The sequence below is a fragment of the Methanosarcina spelaei genome, assembly GCF_002287235.1.
In the GTDB taxonomy this organism is placed as follows: Archaea; Halobacteriota; Methanosarcinia; order Methanosarcinales; family Methanosarcinaceae; genus Methanosarcina; species Methanosarcina spelaei.
In genome coordinates this window covers 21,778-39,477 of the sequence record NZ_LMVP01000201.1, presented here as the reverse complement: position 1 = coordinate 39,477, position 17,700 = coordinate 21,778, and the positions used below count along the sequence as shown (strand labels likewise).

Genomic DNA, 17,700 nt, shown 5'->3' with positions numbered 1-17,700 from the left:
TGGATCAAAAACCTCTAAGGTCTCAGTTGTATTTACTTGATCCAAATGGCTTTGTGCTCCAAAAACTTACAGATATGCCTAATAATGTAGGGTTTGCATTGTGGAGCCATGACGGCAAAAAAATAGCATATAGTGCTACTGGAAAACCTAAAAGTGAAAATGGACTATGGACAGTTAATGAAAATGGGACCGTCAGGAAGAGACTTAATGACAATGGAATTATGGTTGCCTGGAACCCTGATGACAGCAGAATATTCTATTTTGATGAAAATTTCAGTCTCTGTTCAATTAAGGTCGATGGGACAGATAAAGTTCAACTTTCAAAAGAATTTTCCTCAATTGAAGACGTTTTCGAATTTAGCAAAGATGGAAAAAAACTGATTTTCAGTGCTATAAACTCTGATAAAGTAACTATATACATAGCTGAATCTACAGGAAAAAATGTAAAAGCTCTTCAAGAGTTTCCGGGGTATATTATCTTCAAACCTAGCTGGAGCCCGAAAGGAGATAAAATAGCTTTTGCACAAGACGATGACCTTTATACAATAAATCCCGACGGAAGCGAAAAAAGTCTTATTGCATCCACAATAACCGACTACGAATGGCATCCTTCAGGAGAATTTATCAGTTTTGTTTCATCAGGTTCTGTTTTTGCTGCAAGCCCGGATGGATCAACGAAAATAAAGCTTGCTGAAGACGGTAGGTTTCTTGAAGGCTGGAGTCCTGACGGCAGCAGACTGCTTGTATCTCAATATGGGTTCACAGGGCTATTCATAATAAAACTCGAAGGATACGAAGACCCTCTCTCAATTGATTTTCTGACACCTGTAGAAGAAGAAAACTGCCAGCTAAGAGTTCGCTGCATGTCGGAACCGATTGCAGATGCGTTACTGACTCTCAATGGGAAAGAAATCGGTCTTGCAAATAGTTCAGGCTTCCTGAATTATAGTTTTCCTGATGAAGGCAGATATGTGATAAATGCCAGCAAAACAGGATATAGATCCGCAAGTAAAGTTCTCGTCGTGCAAGAGAACTCCTCAGCGTCTCCGGTTAGGTCAGCAGTTCCTGAACCATTCTCTGATTCTGGAAACAAGAATGTCACCAGATCTGAAACCCAAATTCCAGGGTTCAGGGGAATTACCATATTTTTAATCTTGGTTTTTTTCATTCTCAGGAGGAGTTATTTGTGACGGTAGATTTGAGAAATACTGGAGTTATTGCTCAGAAAGAGTTCGCAGATCACCTTTACAGCCATGGTTTCAGAATACTACTTTTTAATAGCCAGCCATATTTTTGAATTCGAACCTTATGAAGAAAAAGCTAAAAAGCCTTATGAAAATAAAGAAATAAGGGTCTTTTCCTTGACTGAAAGAAGATCTCAGTATAAATCCCTCCCAGGGATACGTACAACAAGAAACCTGGAAGTTCAAAGTTTGCGGAGAATCGGTTAGTGGAACATAGTATACGTTTATTGTTTACCAGTATTAAGCTTGAAAAAAAGCTTATCTTCTGTTTACTATTTTTCCTTTTAACAACAACAGCTGAGGCTACTGAATATATTGTAAGCCCAGCTCCAGGTGATCAAGCCGGAGCTTCAATTAACGGAGAAAAAGTAGTTGAACTTGAAGTCACTCAGATACCTTACTGGCAGTTTCTAATCTGGCTAGCTGCGATGCAAATTTTATCAATAATAGATGTAATTCTGTATTTTGCAAAGCTTATTTTCGTGGTACTGGGATTCAAAATTGTAGATAAAAGAAATATACTAGATAATCCTGATCGGTCCAGTATTTATACGTATATCAAGACTAAACCGGGAGCATACATTGGCGAAATTGTAGAAAAAACAGGCTTAGGCAGGGGAAGAGTAAGGCATCATATAACTATTCTGGAAGTTCAGAACAAAATTGAAGTCCATGAAGACGGCGGAAAAATTAGGTATTTCGAAAATAATTCCACTTATGATGAAGAAGAAAGAAAAATTATTTCTGCTCTTCAAAACGTAACAAATCAAAGAATAATTTCAGAAATACAAAATGGTAAATATAATACAAACTCAGCTCTTGCACATGAAATCGGAGTTTCCAGAGCTACAATTAGCTGGTATATGAGAACTCTTAAAGAAGTGGAACTCATAAATGAAGAAAGAAAAGGAAAAAACATCATTTATAGAGTAAATCCTTCTTATGAAAACTTGATTGAAAAATATGGATAAAATAACCTTGAATCCGGTTTTAAAAATACTGATTATTAAAAAGTTCCTGAAAAAATTCGCTTTAATCTCATTAAGTCCTTTTTTAATTGGGCAAATCTTTTTCTCCAATCTACTTATTCTTAGACCCTGAATCTATATAGTCACAAGAATAAAAGCTGACTTCATCCGTCTTACGGGGTAAAAAGGCATGGTGACAAAGTTTTAAAATCAGATGGTCTCGTAAAGTCCGATTTTGCCATAGAAAAATACAGTGTCTCAAAGAACATATCAACCGTTCTTTTCCAACAAAAAGCCTGGTTACTAGCTATAAAATATTAAATAATTTGCATCAAACTGCTCTATATATAACTTCCGGCCAATCTCTCTAACTGTTTTTCGTAGCTCATTTTAGAGCTGTAAAGATTCTCTGATCTCTGACAGTTAGAGAGATTGGCCGGAAATCTTATAAAGTATTCTCTGAAACTGAATAAGTGGGAATGTTCTACAGGGTTCAGTAGAGTTTGAGAGCAATGCTGAACCCTGCATACCCAAAGGCATGAAGTACATAACTTTATAACTATTTTAAAGTTTGCTTCGTGCCTCTTGAATAAAAGTAAGAGGTGAATATAAATGATCACAAAGAAATTTGGCACCGGAACATTGTTTTTGACAATGTTCCTAATATGTATGGCTTTTATGCCGGCAGCCAATGCAGAAGAAGCTGTTAATGTAGTGGAGAATGCTAAAGATGGATATGTTGGAATCCTGTCCCCTATATTGTACATAGATATTAGTGGGGATTTAAGTCAGCCCTCAAACACAGATACCTACTACTTTACTGTACCGTCTGGAAAGGGCTGGGACAGAGTATCAGCAGATGTGCTAGTATCCAATATACACACTCTTGATATAAATGGTGATATTAGTATAGAATTAATCAAGCCAGACGGCACAAAGGTAGCTGGCGACACTATATATGGTACTGAGACTCATTTGGATTTCAACTATGATCCCGGTTATGACCTAACAGCAGGTACCTGGAAAATCAAGGTTAAAGGCGTTGACCTAAATGGTACTCCTGGATACGATGGTTCAGCAACTGTTTATAATTGACTGATAGCTAATCAATGAAGGGCTTTATAGGGAAGGTTACATTGTACCTTCCTTTGAATTTTTTGGAGACCATTTCTTAAAGTGATATATATGAAAATTAAAGCTTATTTTTCAGTGGTGTTTGTTTATCTAATATTAATTGCAGGCACCGCAGAAGCAGATACGGTCACAGTGAGCAAAAATGATGAAGCGAATTACACAATTATTCAGGAAGCTATCAATAATGTAAAAGATGGCGATACAATTCTTGTTTACAGTGGGAACTTCACAGAAAATGTGATTGTTAATAAATCTGTGTCCATAAAATCTAACTCTGGCAATCCAGATGATACCATAATTCAGTCTTCCAATCCTGGAGAACATATCTTCAATGTGACTGAGGATGACGTAACTATCAGTGGCTTTAAAATTACTGGTGCCAATAACATTGTTACATCTCCAATCGCTGGAGTGCATCTCGAAGGAGTTAATAACAGCATTATTAGTAACAACAAGTTATCAAACAACATAGTCGGTATAGATCTCCAGAGTTCCGATTATAACATGCTGAACAACAACACTGTTTCTGATAATGAGAGAGGCATTAGTCTTACAAATTCTAACGGCAATGATCTCATCAATAATGATGCTTTTAAAAACCGTTTTGGCATCTACTTTTGGGGCTCCAAAAATAATGTTTTGAGTTATAATAATGCAAGTTCGAACGAAGAAGACGGTATCTGGATTGAAGATGGCAGTAATAACAACATACTGAAAAACAATATGGTCTCAAATAGTGATGACGGTATTCTAATTACTGAGTCCAGCAATAACAACACAATGTCAGATAACAATGTAACTTTGAGCCTCGTTGGAGTTCAAATAACTGATTCCAGCGATAATATGATCAAAAATAATTCCATATCAAACAACAGCCGTACTGGAGTTTCAATAATAAGGAATTCCAGCAATAATACAGTTAAAGATAATTTCCTGTCAAATAACAGTGAAAGTATCGTAATGGAAGGCTCTACCAACCAAATCTACAATAATAAAATTAAGGAAGGCAAAATCCATGATACGAATGCTTCACAGACAGTGTTTATCTGTCCTTTCCTGATAGTTGTTATATTTGGAATAGCATTTATACTCTTGAGAAAAAAGTAGTTTTTGGTGAGAATGTGGGAAGAAAATTAACAAACATACTTATTACTTTTTTAATTTTAGTTTTACTTTCGGGAACCATACTTGTCCGTGATTACCATTTACTTTCTTCTGATTTTTATGAAATTAATGGAACAAATAGTTGTCCAGAAAGACTTGTATACAATATCCCGTACTCTGGCTGGCATGATAGTCCAGACAAAACAATTCTCATGCTCTCAAAATTAAGTGAAGAATCTCTTACGGGCCATACTCAACTAAACGATAGAGAAAATCCCATCTTTCCAATAAAAAGCATCTTAACCCTGCTGGGCACCAGACATTACTCAGCATCTTTTCCTACAGCTCTTGCATTCTCGGATACGATACTCTCTTCCGATTCCGGCATACATTACAATAATACATCAGTTCCGTTTGACATTTCCCAAATAAGAATCGAAAACTCAACCCGGGTCATATCTTCTTTTGGGGAAAGAAAAATCGGAAGTAAAAACGCTGCCGAAGCTTCTCTATTCATAAAAAATGAGATGGAAAACGCAGGTCTGCAAGTCTCTCTTGATAATTTTTCCGTAAGGGTGCGTACAAGGAATTTCAATTACTGGAATGTGAGTGGCACAAACATTGTGGGAGTTAAAGATGGAAATGTCCTTAAGGATGAGATTATTCTTGTAACCGCACATTATGATTCAATAATACTTGTACCTCCTAAATCCGGTATACGAGGTTTTTTTGATTCCAGGATTAAAAGGCCCTATCTCTGGCCGGTCTGGTCCGATACTTACGTTTGCGAATCGGCCAACGGAACCGGAGTGGATGACAATGCAGGTGGAGTTGCCTGCATGCTTGAACTTGCAAAAACATTGCAGAATGAGTCGTTTAACAGGACAATATATTTCATTGCTTTTTCCGGAGAAGAGTCTAATCTTCTTGGCAGCCAGGCATGGGTTAAAGCCCATCCTGAGCTGAAAGACAACATTGTTGCGGTTGTTAACGTGGATTGCGTGGGAAACGAACCTCTTTACGTATGCTATCTTCCCCAATATGCCTGGCTTAGAGATATTTTTGAAAATGAAGCAAAAAGTTCAGGGATCAGAATTCAATCTGCACTTATAGAAAGAGGAGATCATGAAATCTTTTGGGAAAACTATATTCCTGCAGTAGTCCTTTGCCACCACAATTACAAAAGTCATGATAATTTCCACGAGTTGAGTGATACGGTTGATAATGTCGATTTTTCGGTTATCAGGAATGCAAGTGCTCTGGCTGCTAGAAGCATTATTTATCTGGCAGATCCAGATGAGAATCAGGCTCCTCTTGTTAATGTTTCCAATCCGAAAGTTTCAGAAGCCTCATTTGAACTCATGTATAACGTCTCTGACCCCGAGAGTACTGTGGAAGTCTTTTTTGACAACCAGAGCCTGGGAAATCTCCGATCAGGCAGGACTTTTTCGCTTCCGGAAGGAGGACATACCATCAAAGTTCTGGCAACCGACCGTTATGGGAACAGAGGCACCGAGAGCATAAATGTAGTAAATGAGGAAAAGCAAAATAGAAGTTCTGAGCCCCCTCATCAGGAAATAGAGAGTTCTGTGAACGAGATAAAATATGTAATTGGTTATCCCGAAAATCCCATGGACTCAAACAGAACTATTTATTACTATCTGGATGATTTTGGGCCTCTGGATCCCGAGAATCCTTTTGTTCTCACTCCCGGTAGTCACAATTTAAAAATATGGTTTGAAAATGAAAGTGGAACTCTGTTCATGGAGAATAAAACTCCAGATTTTAGAAAATATTCCATGGAACGAGTCCAGGTAGATAACCCATTCATGGATCGTAGAAATCCTCTTGTCTTCATCTCAGGTATATTTGCAATTTTGGCTGCTTTTGCTTTTTATGGGAAGCGGATAAAAAAGAGATTTTCGGGTCCAAAGGTCTCTGAAGCTGAAAAGAAAGAGGGTATATAATATATCGAGTAAGGCACAAAAATCCGTATTCATCTAATTTTTAAATTCGTACTTTATTACCTTACTTTGACAAAAGTATACATTTTATAAGGTATAAATGGGCTTCAGATTTCTGTTTTCTTCATACGATTCAAATTTATCTTCATTTGTATTCGGTTAAGGATTTTGAGCTGCTGATCTCGATTTCGACGGAAAAACTCAAACCCAAATGTTTAGTGTTTAAATTGAAATCGATATCAGATTCCAGTTTTGCATTTGATGAATAATTTAACAAATTTTATGAAAATCAATGCAATTGATAACGATTTTTCCTTAACCGATGACCAATGAATTTATCTTATGTGTTTATTGATTTTTGACATCTTTCATTTTTTTCTCATAGGTATGTGTCAACGCGATGTATTTTTTGAAGAAAAATACTGTATCTATTAGTAGAACCTGTCAAATTAAGGTTCAAAAATACTGATTATCAAAAAGTTCCTGAAAAAGTCTGCTTCAATATCACTACATCCTTTTTTAATTAAGCAGATCTTTTTTCTCCAATCTACTTATTCTTAAACCTTAAATCTTATACAGTCCCAAGAATAAAATATGACTTCACTCATCTTGCGATAAAAATACATTAACGACAAAGTCTTAAAACCAAGTGATCTCGTAAAGTCCGGCTTTGCCATAAAAAAATACAATATCTCAAAGAATACATCGGCAATTCTTTTTCAACAAAAGTCTGGTTACTAGCTGTAGATTTTAAATAATTTGCATCAAACCACTCTATATATAACTTCCGGCCAATCTCTCTAACTGTTTTTTGTAGCTCATTTTAGATCTGTAAAGATTCTCTGATCTCTGACAGTTAGAGAGATTGGCCGGAAAACTTATAAAGGATTCTCTAAAACTGAATAAGTGGGAATGTTATATAGGGTTCAGTAGAGTTGAGAGCAATGCTGAACCCTGCATACCCGAAGGCATGAAGTATATACTTTGTAACTATTTTAAAGTTTGCTTCTTGCCTCTTGAATAAAAGTAAAGAGGTGGAATAGATTGAAATTAAATAGTAAAGTTAAACGAATTAGCGGGCTTTCTATGATAATGCTCGTTATAGGTATGATACTGGTTACGCCTGCAATGGCATGTCCAGCTGGAGCAGACTGTTCGCAAACTGGAACGCTCGCAGATTGTCCCAAGTGTACAGGTATAGGTAATCTTTCAAACATTTCAAGTTTAGATCTCACTATAGTTGACAAGAATTTAAAAAAAGCATTAGAATCTGAAGATGTAGAAAAACTAATAAAGAGATTAGCATCTAAAGGATGACTCAGTACCAAAATCTAGTGATGAATGTAAAACTCAAAATCACTAGATTTTATAAATGGTCACCATCCATGTAATACAACTTAGTGATTCAAGTCTTTAGATAGCGAATATCGATTTTGATAAAAACTGGATTCTTCTTGCTAATTAAGACTTTCTATCAAAAATGCAAAAATCACTGGATTTTGGAACAGAGTCTAAAGGATATGAATTAAATAAAACTGATTATTTGGGGTTAGGTGCTATTCAAGCAGATGGGAGTTATATAGAGGGATTAGCGTTGTCATTTGAAAGCCCGGATGATTCCTCTGCTGGAATTTATGTTGTTTTTAAAAATAATGAAATTATCAAAGCTGAAGCAAAAATTCTCCGAGCCGATAAGGACAAATTGACTGCAGAAGTATTAACTGTAAAAGGGAATAACATAGTAACAGAAAGTGGTAATATTAGTAGTGTCATGGCTATGAAAAGCTCAGCTGCCATTGATGCTGTAACAACTAGCTCTACTGGATGTGAGGCATGTCAAGCTCTGGTCTACTTAGCATGTAAGCATGGATGTGGTAAAGGAGGGCAATTACTATGTGCTATGGCAGACCTATCGATTGTTGGGGGGATTGCATGCACTTTAGCTGTATATGCTATATGTAATACTATAGGAACTTATGGATGTGGACATACCTCAGTCTACTTATGCCAAAAAGCAAAGTTTTGCTGATAATTGAGATTTCTAATTAAAAACGGCCTTTATTTTTACTTATTTTGTATTAAGTTATATATAGAACAAAGAAATCGACAACTAAGTACATTTTGATAATACAACCAGGCTAATTAAGATAACCGAAAAACAGTTTTTCGGTTATGATTTTCACAAAATATAAAAGAAGAAAATTACTATCAAAGGATTAGTAATATGATAACAAAGAAGAAATTTAGATCGATAATCATGCTAGCAGCTATAATTATGGCTCTTTTTGCTTCAGGTTGCACTGAAAAAAATATAAGTGCAGAAGAGATTGCAACTCAAATGCTAGATAAACAGAATGGCATTCAAGATTATTCATACACAGCGCACATGATCTCATATATGGGGGGAAAGCTTGAAGAAAGTGAATCAAATATCATGATCAAAAAACCAAACATGTTTAAAGAGATTATAACAGAACCCGGAAAAGAGAATAAGACAATAAGCATCTCGGATGGGGAAATTGCTTGGAGTTACACCCCAGATACAAACACAGTCACAAAAATCAAACTCCCTAAAGCTTCCGAACCTACGAGAAATGACTACATTAATATTATAAATGAATTCCTTAATGATACTAATGTAACAGTACTTGGAGTTGAGAATGTAGATGGAAGAAAAACTTATCTGCTGGAAACAACTCCAAAAGAAAAAGATGGAGATTACGAGCTGATATATAAGACAAAAATTTGGATAGATCAGGAAACATGGATGCCTCTAAGATACGAAACTTATAACGGAGATGGAAATTTAACTATTAAAGTCGAGATTCGAGACCTAAAGGTTAACACAGAAATCCCAGATTCTGAGTTTAAATTTGAAATTCCAAGTGGCGCAAAAGTAGTAGATTTAAAATAACTTAACCCGCCTAAGGAATTGAATCCGGAAGACGACAGGTACAGAGAATGTATCGAACATATTTGGGATTTTGCAGAGGAAACAAAGCTTAAACTTGAGACTATGGATCATAAAAAATAGTTAACGAATTGTTTAGAAATAGAACTTACACACTTGAAGTTTAAAATCAAGATCAATAAACTTTTCTGTTAACTCTATGAGTTAAACATTTTAAAAAGTTAGCGTCGTTAACTAGTAAGTTCAACCGTATAAATTCTAAGAAATAAAAGATTGATATAAAGAATTTGAGCTCATATAAGAGAATTAGGTGGGTAAGATGAATCTCTTCACAAAAAACATAAATGGGCTAGTAAGCTGGTGCTCTAATTCGAGATTATCTGAAGTCAGACAGCATATTCATCTTGAAATTTTTGGATTGAATATTCCAAACAGAGCAAAGGGAGAAAGAGAAAATATGAAGAATCTGCGATGGTTTCGAAAAGCAAGTACAAGAACATTTCTGGTTAATTTTTTCTTCACTATTATATTCTCCTTAATTATGGCTTATTTTGGTGCAAACATTATTTTTTTACTTGCTGGGTTTTTAATTGCTCTGTTTTCAACTTTATTTTACTGGAATACTCAAATGCAAAGATATGATGCCCTAGTAAAGCAGCCATCTATTGATCATCCAAATATGAAAGTACTGTTTATCATAATCACTGCAGCTTTGATGCTCACTCCTTATTATTATTTTCAGGAACTCACATTACAATCAATGACACAATCAATGTTTTCATTCGTTGGGGGTCTCCTTATCAGCATGTGGCTTAACTACTTTCAGCTAATATATTGGGAAAAGAAAAATCGTAGAATTATCTATTTCGATAAAAGCTATGGAACGTGGAAAAAATCGTACATTGTTTTAGAGAAAAAATAAAGGAAGTATCAAAAATTGTCAATTCTCTATGATAGTCATATTTGTTTTATTTTTGTCTGCTACCTTATGCTTGACTAATCTATTCTTCATGTTTTAAAGGGAAACATAACTCTTTGAATATTATTATTGGTACTTTTGATTTTGGAGATAAATGATCACGGTTAAACAAAATTCAGACAACTAACTTCATTTTTTATTGACGCCGAGATTTGTGAAATGAAGAACTATACTTGTTAGGGATTCCCATGAAACGCAGTTCTCATACAATAGCTGTCGTGGCTGTCATTTGTTTATTTCTTCTTTTTATACCACTGGCTTATGCAGGCCCAGTTACAATCCAGTATTTCCATCAAAAAGGCTGTCACGATTGCGAAGTGACTGATCCCATTGTCGATAGAATAGAAGTTCAATATAACGATAGCATCGTGATAACACGAATTGATACTATTACTGCTGATGGTTTCAATCAATGGAACAAGTATGGTTTTCTTGAAGTCCCGGCTATTGTGATAAACAATGAAACAAAAATTCCAAAAGAAGAAATTACTGAAAAGAAGTTAAAAACATCGATCAATGAACATCTTTTGGAAGAGAAAAAGAATACTAAAAATTCCACAGAAAAAATACCGAAAAAAGAACAATATAATGAGTATATAAGTACAGACTTTAATCTGCCGTTTGCCTATTCACTTGGCTTCTTTGCAGGTTTTTCTCCCTGCCTGATGGCTATACTGGGTTTTCTTTTAAGCTTTACTGCAGGAACAAGTAGTAGCACAAAAAACGGTATGGTACGTGCAATAATATTTGGATTGGGACTGGTAAGTTCTTATATAGTTTTAGGTATTTGTTTGCTCTCTTTTAGAAAGTCAATTCCCAGTTTTGAAAGTTTTTCTTATATTACAGGCATAATTATAATCCTCATTGGATTAAACCTTATGGGAATTTTAAAATCACCTGTTGCTCTGGATAACTATTTTCAGAACTCTGCAAGGAAATATGCAGGTACTTTGGGTGGAATTTTTTTCCTTGGGATATTGTTTTCGTTTGTAAAAGTTCCCTGCACTGCTCCGATGCTCCTTGTACTGCTAAATAAAACCGTTACAACTGGAACGTTTAATAATTTGATTCTTTTACTTGCTTTCAGCGCTGGAGTATTGACGCCTTTTATTGGAATTGGCTTGATAGGAGGCTATACTCTATCTAAACAAATTCGTTCATATAAAATATATTTGAAAAAAATTAGCGGATTTGTGCTTATGTTACTTGGTTTATGGATAATGTTTTAAGCTTAATTTTGAAAGCTTTGTGATAATTACAAAAGTCATCAAGATTATTGGTTTTACAATATTTATAGAAAAATTAACTGTGAAAGATGATTAATATGACAACAATGAAAAAATTTAGATCAATATTTGTACTGACTGTCATAATTGTAGCCCTCTTTGCTTCAGGCTGCATGGAAAAAAACCTGAGTGCAGAACAAATTGCAGCTCAGATGATGGATAAAGAGAACAACACTCGAGATTATTCATATACAATGCACATGACCTCTTACTTTGGAGGGGAAAACAAGGAGACAGAATCCAAAACTATGTTCAAAAAACCTAATATGATTAAAAGTATTGTAACAGAGTCCGGTAAAGAAAATCAAACTATATTCGTTTCAGATGGGAAAATATTGTGGAGTTACACCCCAGATACTAATACGGTAACAAAAATGAAAATTTCCAGAGCTTCTGAACTTACGAAAAATGACTATACCAATATTATAAGTGAATTTCTTAATGACACTAATGTAACAGTACTTAGCGTTGAGAATATAGATGGAAGAAAAACTTATCTGCTGGAGACAACTCCAAAAGAAAACGATGGGGATTACGAACTGATATACAAGACAAAAATTTGGGTAGATCAGGAAACATGGATGCCTCTCAGATATGAAACTTATAACGGCGATGGAAATCGAACCATGAAATTGGAAATTCAAGACCTGAAAGTTAACACCGGAATTCCGGACTCGGAATTCAAGTTTGAGATCCCTGAAGGCGCAAATATAGTAGATATGGGAGAAATTAAGCTTCCTGAAGAATTAAGCCTTGAAGAGGCCAGAAAGAAAGCCAGTTTTAAGATCCTTACTCCGGATTACCTTCCTGAAGGCTATGAATTCAATAGTTCAATGATCTACAACAACAGCCAATTCTCTTCTGAAAGTCAGATTTCTGAGACCGTCGAACTGACATACACAAAAGATAAAGCAGTTATAAATCTCGCAGAAACCGTCTCTAAAAACCAGTCATCTGATGCTACAATTATGGATAAAGGCGAAGATATTCAGATTAATGGGATAGAAGGAAAATATCTTTCGATGGGGAAAACGAAACTTTTGACGTGGAAGTTAGGAGATGTTGATCTAAGTCTTTGCGCTTCCCTGGAAAAAGACGAAATGCTAAAAGTCGCTGAATCAATCTTAGAAGAGAAATAAAACTAGTGACCCGCAGGAAAACAAAAATTAGAAAAAATGGTTGTGTACGGAGTTATTAATCAATTTTGAGAAGCAGGTACTATTCACAAATTTGTATAAAATTAAGTAAACCCGTGAAAAACGATTAGTTTTTAATGGAAATTAATTCTTATTTGCCCAATTAAACGTAGTGTCAGTCCTTCTTCAATTAAGGTACATTTATTAAACAGTTTAGTTGATATTTAAAGGATTTAAGCACTTCAATTGGGAAATTAAACGTTTATTTTTCCTTACTTTTAGTATTGAATTTCGTACGGATGAAAATGATATTAGATGAATCAGTACCAAAACCTAGTGATGAATTTAAAGTTCAAAATCACTAGGTTTTGTAATTAGTCATAATCCTTGTGACATAACTTAAAAATTGAAGTCTTTAGATGTCGAATATTGATTTTGATGATAACTGGACTCTTCTTGCTAACTCAGGTCTTCAATTAAAAAATACGAAAATCACTGGATTTTGGAACAGAGTCTATTAGATGCCTAATTTATATATAAACATAAATTGTAAAAAAATAAAGTATTTATCTCACTCTTTCTTGTAAGGACCTTAGTTAGCATGGTTTGAAAAAACAACTTAGAACAACCGAACTCCAGTATAAAAACAAAATACATAGTCAAAAAAAGGTACGGTGAATAGTACTTTCATTTATTTGTATCTGTTATTCGAAAGATTTAGTATTCACTTTTGGTACTAACTTTTACGTAATCAGTTACATTTTCCAAATTCAGGTAATATGGAATACCGAAGAAAATAAATATACTATCGAAAAAATAGAGTAAAAATCAATTTGTATTGGATTGCCCTAGATATAACTTCCGGCCAATCTCTCTAACTGTTTTTTATTAACCCATTTCAGATCTGTAGATATTTTCTTTTATTTGATTGTTTGAGAGATTACACATAAAACTTTTAAAGGATTATGAATTTTTAGACAATGAAAGTGTTTTTAGGGTTAAGCAGTGGCTGTTAATTTTGCTTAATCCTGAATGCTTCAAAGGAAAAGTCGGTGACTACAAGATAATTTAAAGTTTGCTATGTCTTTACTCCTGTTTGCAGACTATTAATCCTCCGATAGCTGTATATAGCAATTTAAAAATAAACAAGTATCTGATATAAGAGAGTGGTTCTCCGATCTCGTTAATTCAGTTTGCATTACGCTCTCATACTTGTCTTAGTAGTCCCGGCTTCATCCTATATCTTACAGTTCAAAATGAAATCATAAGCGGGATCGCAAAGTTAGGTGCCTTGTAAAATTCGGTCTTACCATCAAAAAGACTGTATTTTTAAAATAATCTATTAATCCCTTTATTGAGAAAAAACTTTTGAGTATTGAAGTGCAGGTATAAGTAGTCCACGTTTGATTAATCTAGCTAAGTTTCTAATTAATTTTTTACAAACATACAATGTGTTTGTAAATTTTTTGAAAGTTTTATTGTCAAAGACTTCAATCAAAAGAATGAGACTTTAATCATTACAGGTTTAGAAGCAAATGAATTCAAGTTTGTAATTCCCAAAAATACAGTGGTGGCCAGGTCATGAAGATTGACAATATCGTAAAACAAGAATTATGGCGTTCAACTGCAGTTTATTTCGTTTTTCTTCTTTTTTTTATGTATTTATATAAAAAAGGATATCTTTCTGTAGAACCCCAGATTGTTTTTATTTTACCCCTAATTTTTGCAGCAATCCATTTCTCACTCTTGGTATGGTATAGAGAAAAAGAACAATTATTGAACCCATCAATTTCTTTAATAATAGGTCATATTTTTGAATCCGAATCTCATGAAGAAAAAACTAAAAAGCCTTATGAAAATGAAGAAACAAGTATCTCTTTCTCTATTAAAAAAAATCTACGTCTTCTGATTCTTATAATACTACTGTATATCACTTACCTCTACGCTTCCTTGGTTTACAACATAAATCAGATATTCTGGATTTTGTTTTTATTATTTATGGGGTTCGTACTATCAAAGATTATATATGATGAAAGCACGGAAGCAGGTCAAAAAGATCCTGTAAGATTGCTGATTTTCTATGTAATCGCATGTGTTTTCATTTTTGTACGTTACCTCATACTTGATTATCCGATTCTTCCTATTTTAAAAGGAAGTATAATTCTTGGAGCACTACTGGTACTTATGGTTTTGGGAATAAAATGGTCACAACGTAAACAAAATTCGGGTAACTGAATTCTGTTATCGGAATACACAGCTTTGTGAAATAAAGATACTTATTGAGATATTATGAAATTCTCCTGGTGTTGGATTCTCCAACTGCCAACTTATTAAGATTTATGATTTTGCAGAAAAATTGGCACACTAACATAGAAATAATGTGCTGAAGATCTTTAAAATCACAGTATCAATCATAGCATTAATCACACTATCGATAATTCTTCTATAGAAAAGTAGAGTATATAAAAGGCAAATCATGAGAAATTAAGCATAGAAATATCTCTATTGAAAATAATGACAATAGAATACTATAAGAAGAAAAAAACAGCGAAATCAAAAAAAGTAATACGAAAAGTGTTTAAAGCCCGCCCGCAGGCGGGAACTTGAAAATTACTCTGCCGGAGTTTCTGCCGGAACTTCTTCTGCGGTTTCGAGGCCAAGAAGAGCTTTTATGGATTTGCTTCCGTACTCAACGACTTTTGCATTGATCTGAACGATGTCAGAGGCGATTTCCTTGCCGCGGACCATCTTTCTCCTGCGCTGTCCTGGAAGTTTAGGGACATAGCCCACACCTACCGCCATCAGAATTCTCTGCCTTCTGGGACCTGGGAGGTCGGGTTTCATAACAAAACCGCTACCGTCGCATCCACCTGTGATCTTGACTTTGTAGCCGGACAGGCCGAAAATTGAACCATCAACAACGTTGCCTATTGACTTTCCAATTAATGCGTTTGCTTCAGCGTCTTTTAAATCGATCTGGTAAGCACGCCCGTCTTTAGGGTCAGAAACTACAACTTTGAAATTAGCCATGTGAAATCCTCCAATATAAGATTTGTTTTAAATAATTTCTTTACTTTGCCTTTCCATCCGAACCTTACTCGGATTTTCCGGAATTTTTACCTGAATCTTTCGTGCATTCTGAATATAATTTCTGAATATAATTATGCGCTTATAAGCATTATTTTGCCCAGAAAGGATTATCTTTTCTTTTCAGGGAAAGAAAGATATCAAGAGTTTCCTTTTCATCAGTTGAAAGGGAATCATATATCTCGTGCTCAAGAATTTTGGCATGTCTCTCAGGCACATTGATATAGAGCACGTCCTCCTCTTTAATCTGCCTGCCTACGGTTGCACCTTCAATTGCCATTGCAACCTCTTTGCCTACTCCTGCAGATGGAATATTATCTCCTTCGATCTGCAAGCCCTTGATCTTGCCTACAACGTTTCCGTTATCAAGCATCACATCGGCATTTGTCCGCACGACTCCGCCAAGCACTCTTACGCCGACAACTGCAGGTTTACTTTGGCGGAATATGCAGCCAGGAAGGATTTTGAATTTTCCCGGGCGAATTATTGTTTCGAAAATCTTCTTTTCAGCCTGTTCCTGCTGTTCTTTTACATATTTCTGGTAATCTTCAACCAGGCGGTAAATCACGTCACTCGTGAATACCTTCACAGTACTTTCCTGCAGGAAATCTCTGGCGTCAGGGTGAACTTTGACATTGAAACCTATGATCACCGAATAGAGCGGATCTTCAACCGTAGAAGCCTCAATTGCGTCCCGGTGTGAGATATCTCCTACCTCGGCTTTCCTGATAGGCACCTCATCTTTCTGGAACTCATGGACAAGAGCCTCAAGAGAGCCAAGAGTGTCGGCTTTGATCATAATCCCGACCGAACCCGTATCAATTCTGACCTCATCTATCTCGGATTTTACCTGAGCTACAATCTCGTCAAGAGTTTCTTCGGTAGCAACCCGTATTGGAGATCCTGCAAGCGCACCTTCGAGACCAGGAGCCGAAATCTTTACCCCAACAGCAGCAGTAACCTTATTTACCTGCTTGAACTTACTTTCGTAACGAATCTCAGAAAGCTCCCTGGGCTTTAAGAGAGCACGTACCTTTGTCTGGATTGGTTCTCCCAGGCTTCCGATAACAACTGTGTCGCCCTTTTTTAAAGTGCCGTCATAGAGGATAATGTCCAGGGTCGCACCAAGGCCTTTTTCTTCCTTAACCTCAAGGACAGTACCGACTCCGGGACCTTCGGCACTGTACTGCAGATTTACTTCAAGGAATTTCTGAGCCAGACCAAGAAGTACCATCAGAACATCAGGGATTCCTTCGCCTGTCACAGCACTTACAGGCACTACACCCAGGGTTTTCTGGAAGTTTGTAACTCTGTCATACCTTTCAGCTGCAAAGCCCTGGTTGTATAACTCGCCGATGACCTCGTAGAGTTTTGTCTCAAGCCGGGCCTGAACGTCTTCGGACTGTTTTTTGAATGTAGCCGCAAAAGGTAGGTCTTTTTGCGAGACCCAGCCACTAATCCTGTCAATCTTATTCGCAACAACAACAAAAGGAGTTTTGAACCGCTTTAAGATCTGCAGACTTTCGTAGGTCTGGGGCTTGAAGCCTTCGTTTATGTCCACTACAACGATTGCAAGATCGGAAAGAGCGCCTCCCCTGCTCCTGAGAGTTGTAAAAGCATGATGCCCAGGCGTATCAATAAAGAGCAGTCCTGGAACTATGAACCTATCCCGAAGCCTTGGGTCTCCAAGCTTGTCGATAATTACATCTATTGGGACTTCAGTTGCCCCGATATGCTGGGTGATGGCACCGGCTTCTCCACTGACAATTGCAGTACCCCTGATCTTGTCAAGTAAAGTTGTTTTCCCGTGGTCGACGTGCCCCATCACGCAGACTATAGGAGTTCTCAAATTTTTCTTGTCGGCCATATGCAAAACCTCTCTCATTC

Annotated in this window: 13 protein-coding genes and 1 pseudogene; 12 read left to right on the top strand and 2 right to left on the bottom strand. The window is 36.0% G+C overall.

The window, feature by feature from the left end; all coding sequences use genetic code 11:
- The 12 genes and pseudogenes from ASJ81_RS10860 to ASJ81_RS10800 all read left to right on the top strand — a co-directional run.
- Positions 1–1,190, top strand: a pseudogene (locus ASJ81_RS10860) (DUF5050 domain-containing protein); the annotation flags it as partial.
- Between the two features lie 260 nt (positions 1,191–1,450).
- A complete protein-coding gene (locus tag ASJ81_RS10850) occupies positions 1,451–2,215 on the top strand; it encodes a winged helix-turn-helix transcriptional regulator (protein WP_095644469.1) in 765 nt (254 codons plus the stop codon).
- 609 nt (positions 2,216–2,824) lie between these two features.
- Positions 2,825–3,307: a hypothetical protein gene (locus ASJ81_RS10845; RefSeq protein ID WP_095644468.1), complete on the top strand. Its 483-nt coding sequence runs from the start codon at positions 2,825–2,827 to the stop codon at positions 3,305–3,307.
- 90 nt (positions 3,308–3,397) lie between these two features.
- A complete protein-coding gene (locus tag ASJ81_RS10840; RefSeq protein ID WP_095644467.1) occupies positions 3,398–4,453 on the top strand; it encodes a right-handed parallel beta-helix repeat-containing protein in 1,056 nt (351 codons plus the stop codon).
- A 14-nt stretch (positions 4,454–4,467) separates the two neighbouring features.
- Positions 4,468–6,417, top strand: coding sequence for a M28 family metallopeptidase (locus ASJ81_RS10835; protein ID WP_245860054.1), 1,950 nt, complete (start codon positions 4,468–4,470; stop codon positions 6,415–6,417).
- A gap of 1,083 nt (positions 6,418–7,500) precedes the next feature.
- Entirely contained in the window at positions 7,501–7,731 is a 231-nt protein-coding gene (locus tag ASJ81_RS10830; protein ID WP_141241673.1) for a hypothetical protein, read from the top strand.
- Between the two features lie 163 nt (positions 7,732–7,894).
- Complete coding sequence (locus tag ASJ81_RS10825; RefSeq protein WP_095644465.1) at positions 7,895–8,443, top strand: halocin C8-like domain-containing protein; 549 nt, start codon at positions 7,895–7,897, stop codon at positions 8,441–8,443.
- A 195-nt stretch (positions 8,444–8,638) separates the two neighbouring features.
- Entirely contained in the window at positions 8,639–9,328 is a 690-nt protein-coding gene (locus ASJ81_RS10820) for a LolA family protein (protein WP_245860052.1), read from the top strand.
- 316 nt (positions 9,329–9,644) lie between these two features.
- Entirely contained in the window at positions 9,645–10,247 is a 603-nt protein-coding gene (locus ASJ81_RS10815) for a DUF1673 domain-containing protein (protein ID WP_095644463.1), read from the top strand.
- Positions 10,248–10,753: 506 nt separating this feature from the next.
- Entirely contained in the window at positions 10,754–11,533 is a 780-nt protein-coding gene (locus tag ASJ81_RS10810; protein ID WP_245860050.1) for a cytochrome c biogenesis CcdA family protein, read from the top strand.
- 95 nt (positions 11,534–11,628) lie between these two features.
- A complete protein-coding gene (locus ASJ81_RS10805; RefSeq protein ID WP_245860048.1) occupies positions 11,629–12,729 on the top strand; it encodes an outer membrane lipoprotein-sorting protein in 1,101 nt (366 codons plus the stop codon).
- A 1,578-nt stretch (positions 12,730–14,307) separates the two neighbouring features.
- A complete protein-coding gene (locus ASJ81_RS10800; protein WP_170943282.1) occupies positions 14,308–14,961 on the top strand; it encodes a hypothetical protein in 654 nt (217 codons plus the stop codon).
- A 375-nt stretch (positions 14,962–15,336) separates the two neighbouring features.
- Here the strand turns inward: ASJ81_RS10800 and ASJ81_RS10795 are convergent, their stop codons facing one another.
- Together ASJ81_RS10795 and infB are read right to left on the bottom strand one after the other, a co-directional pair.
- A complete protein-coding gene (locus ASJ81_RS10795) occupies positions 15,337–15,756 on the bottom strand; it encodes a 30S ribosomal protein S6e (RefSeq protein ID WP_095644460.1) in 420 nt (139 codons plus the stop codon).
- A gap of 148 nt (positions 15,757–15,904) precedes the next feature.
- Positions 15,905–17,680: a translation initiation factor IF-2 gene (gene infB, locus ASJ81_RS10790; RefSeq protein ID WP_095644459.1), complete on the bottom strand. Its 1,776-nt coding sequence runs from the start codon at positions 17,678–17,680 to the stop codon at positions 15,905–15,907.
- Positions 17,681–17,700: the final 20 nt, after the last annotated feature.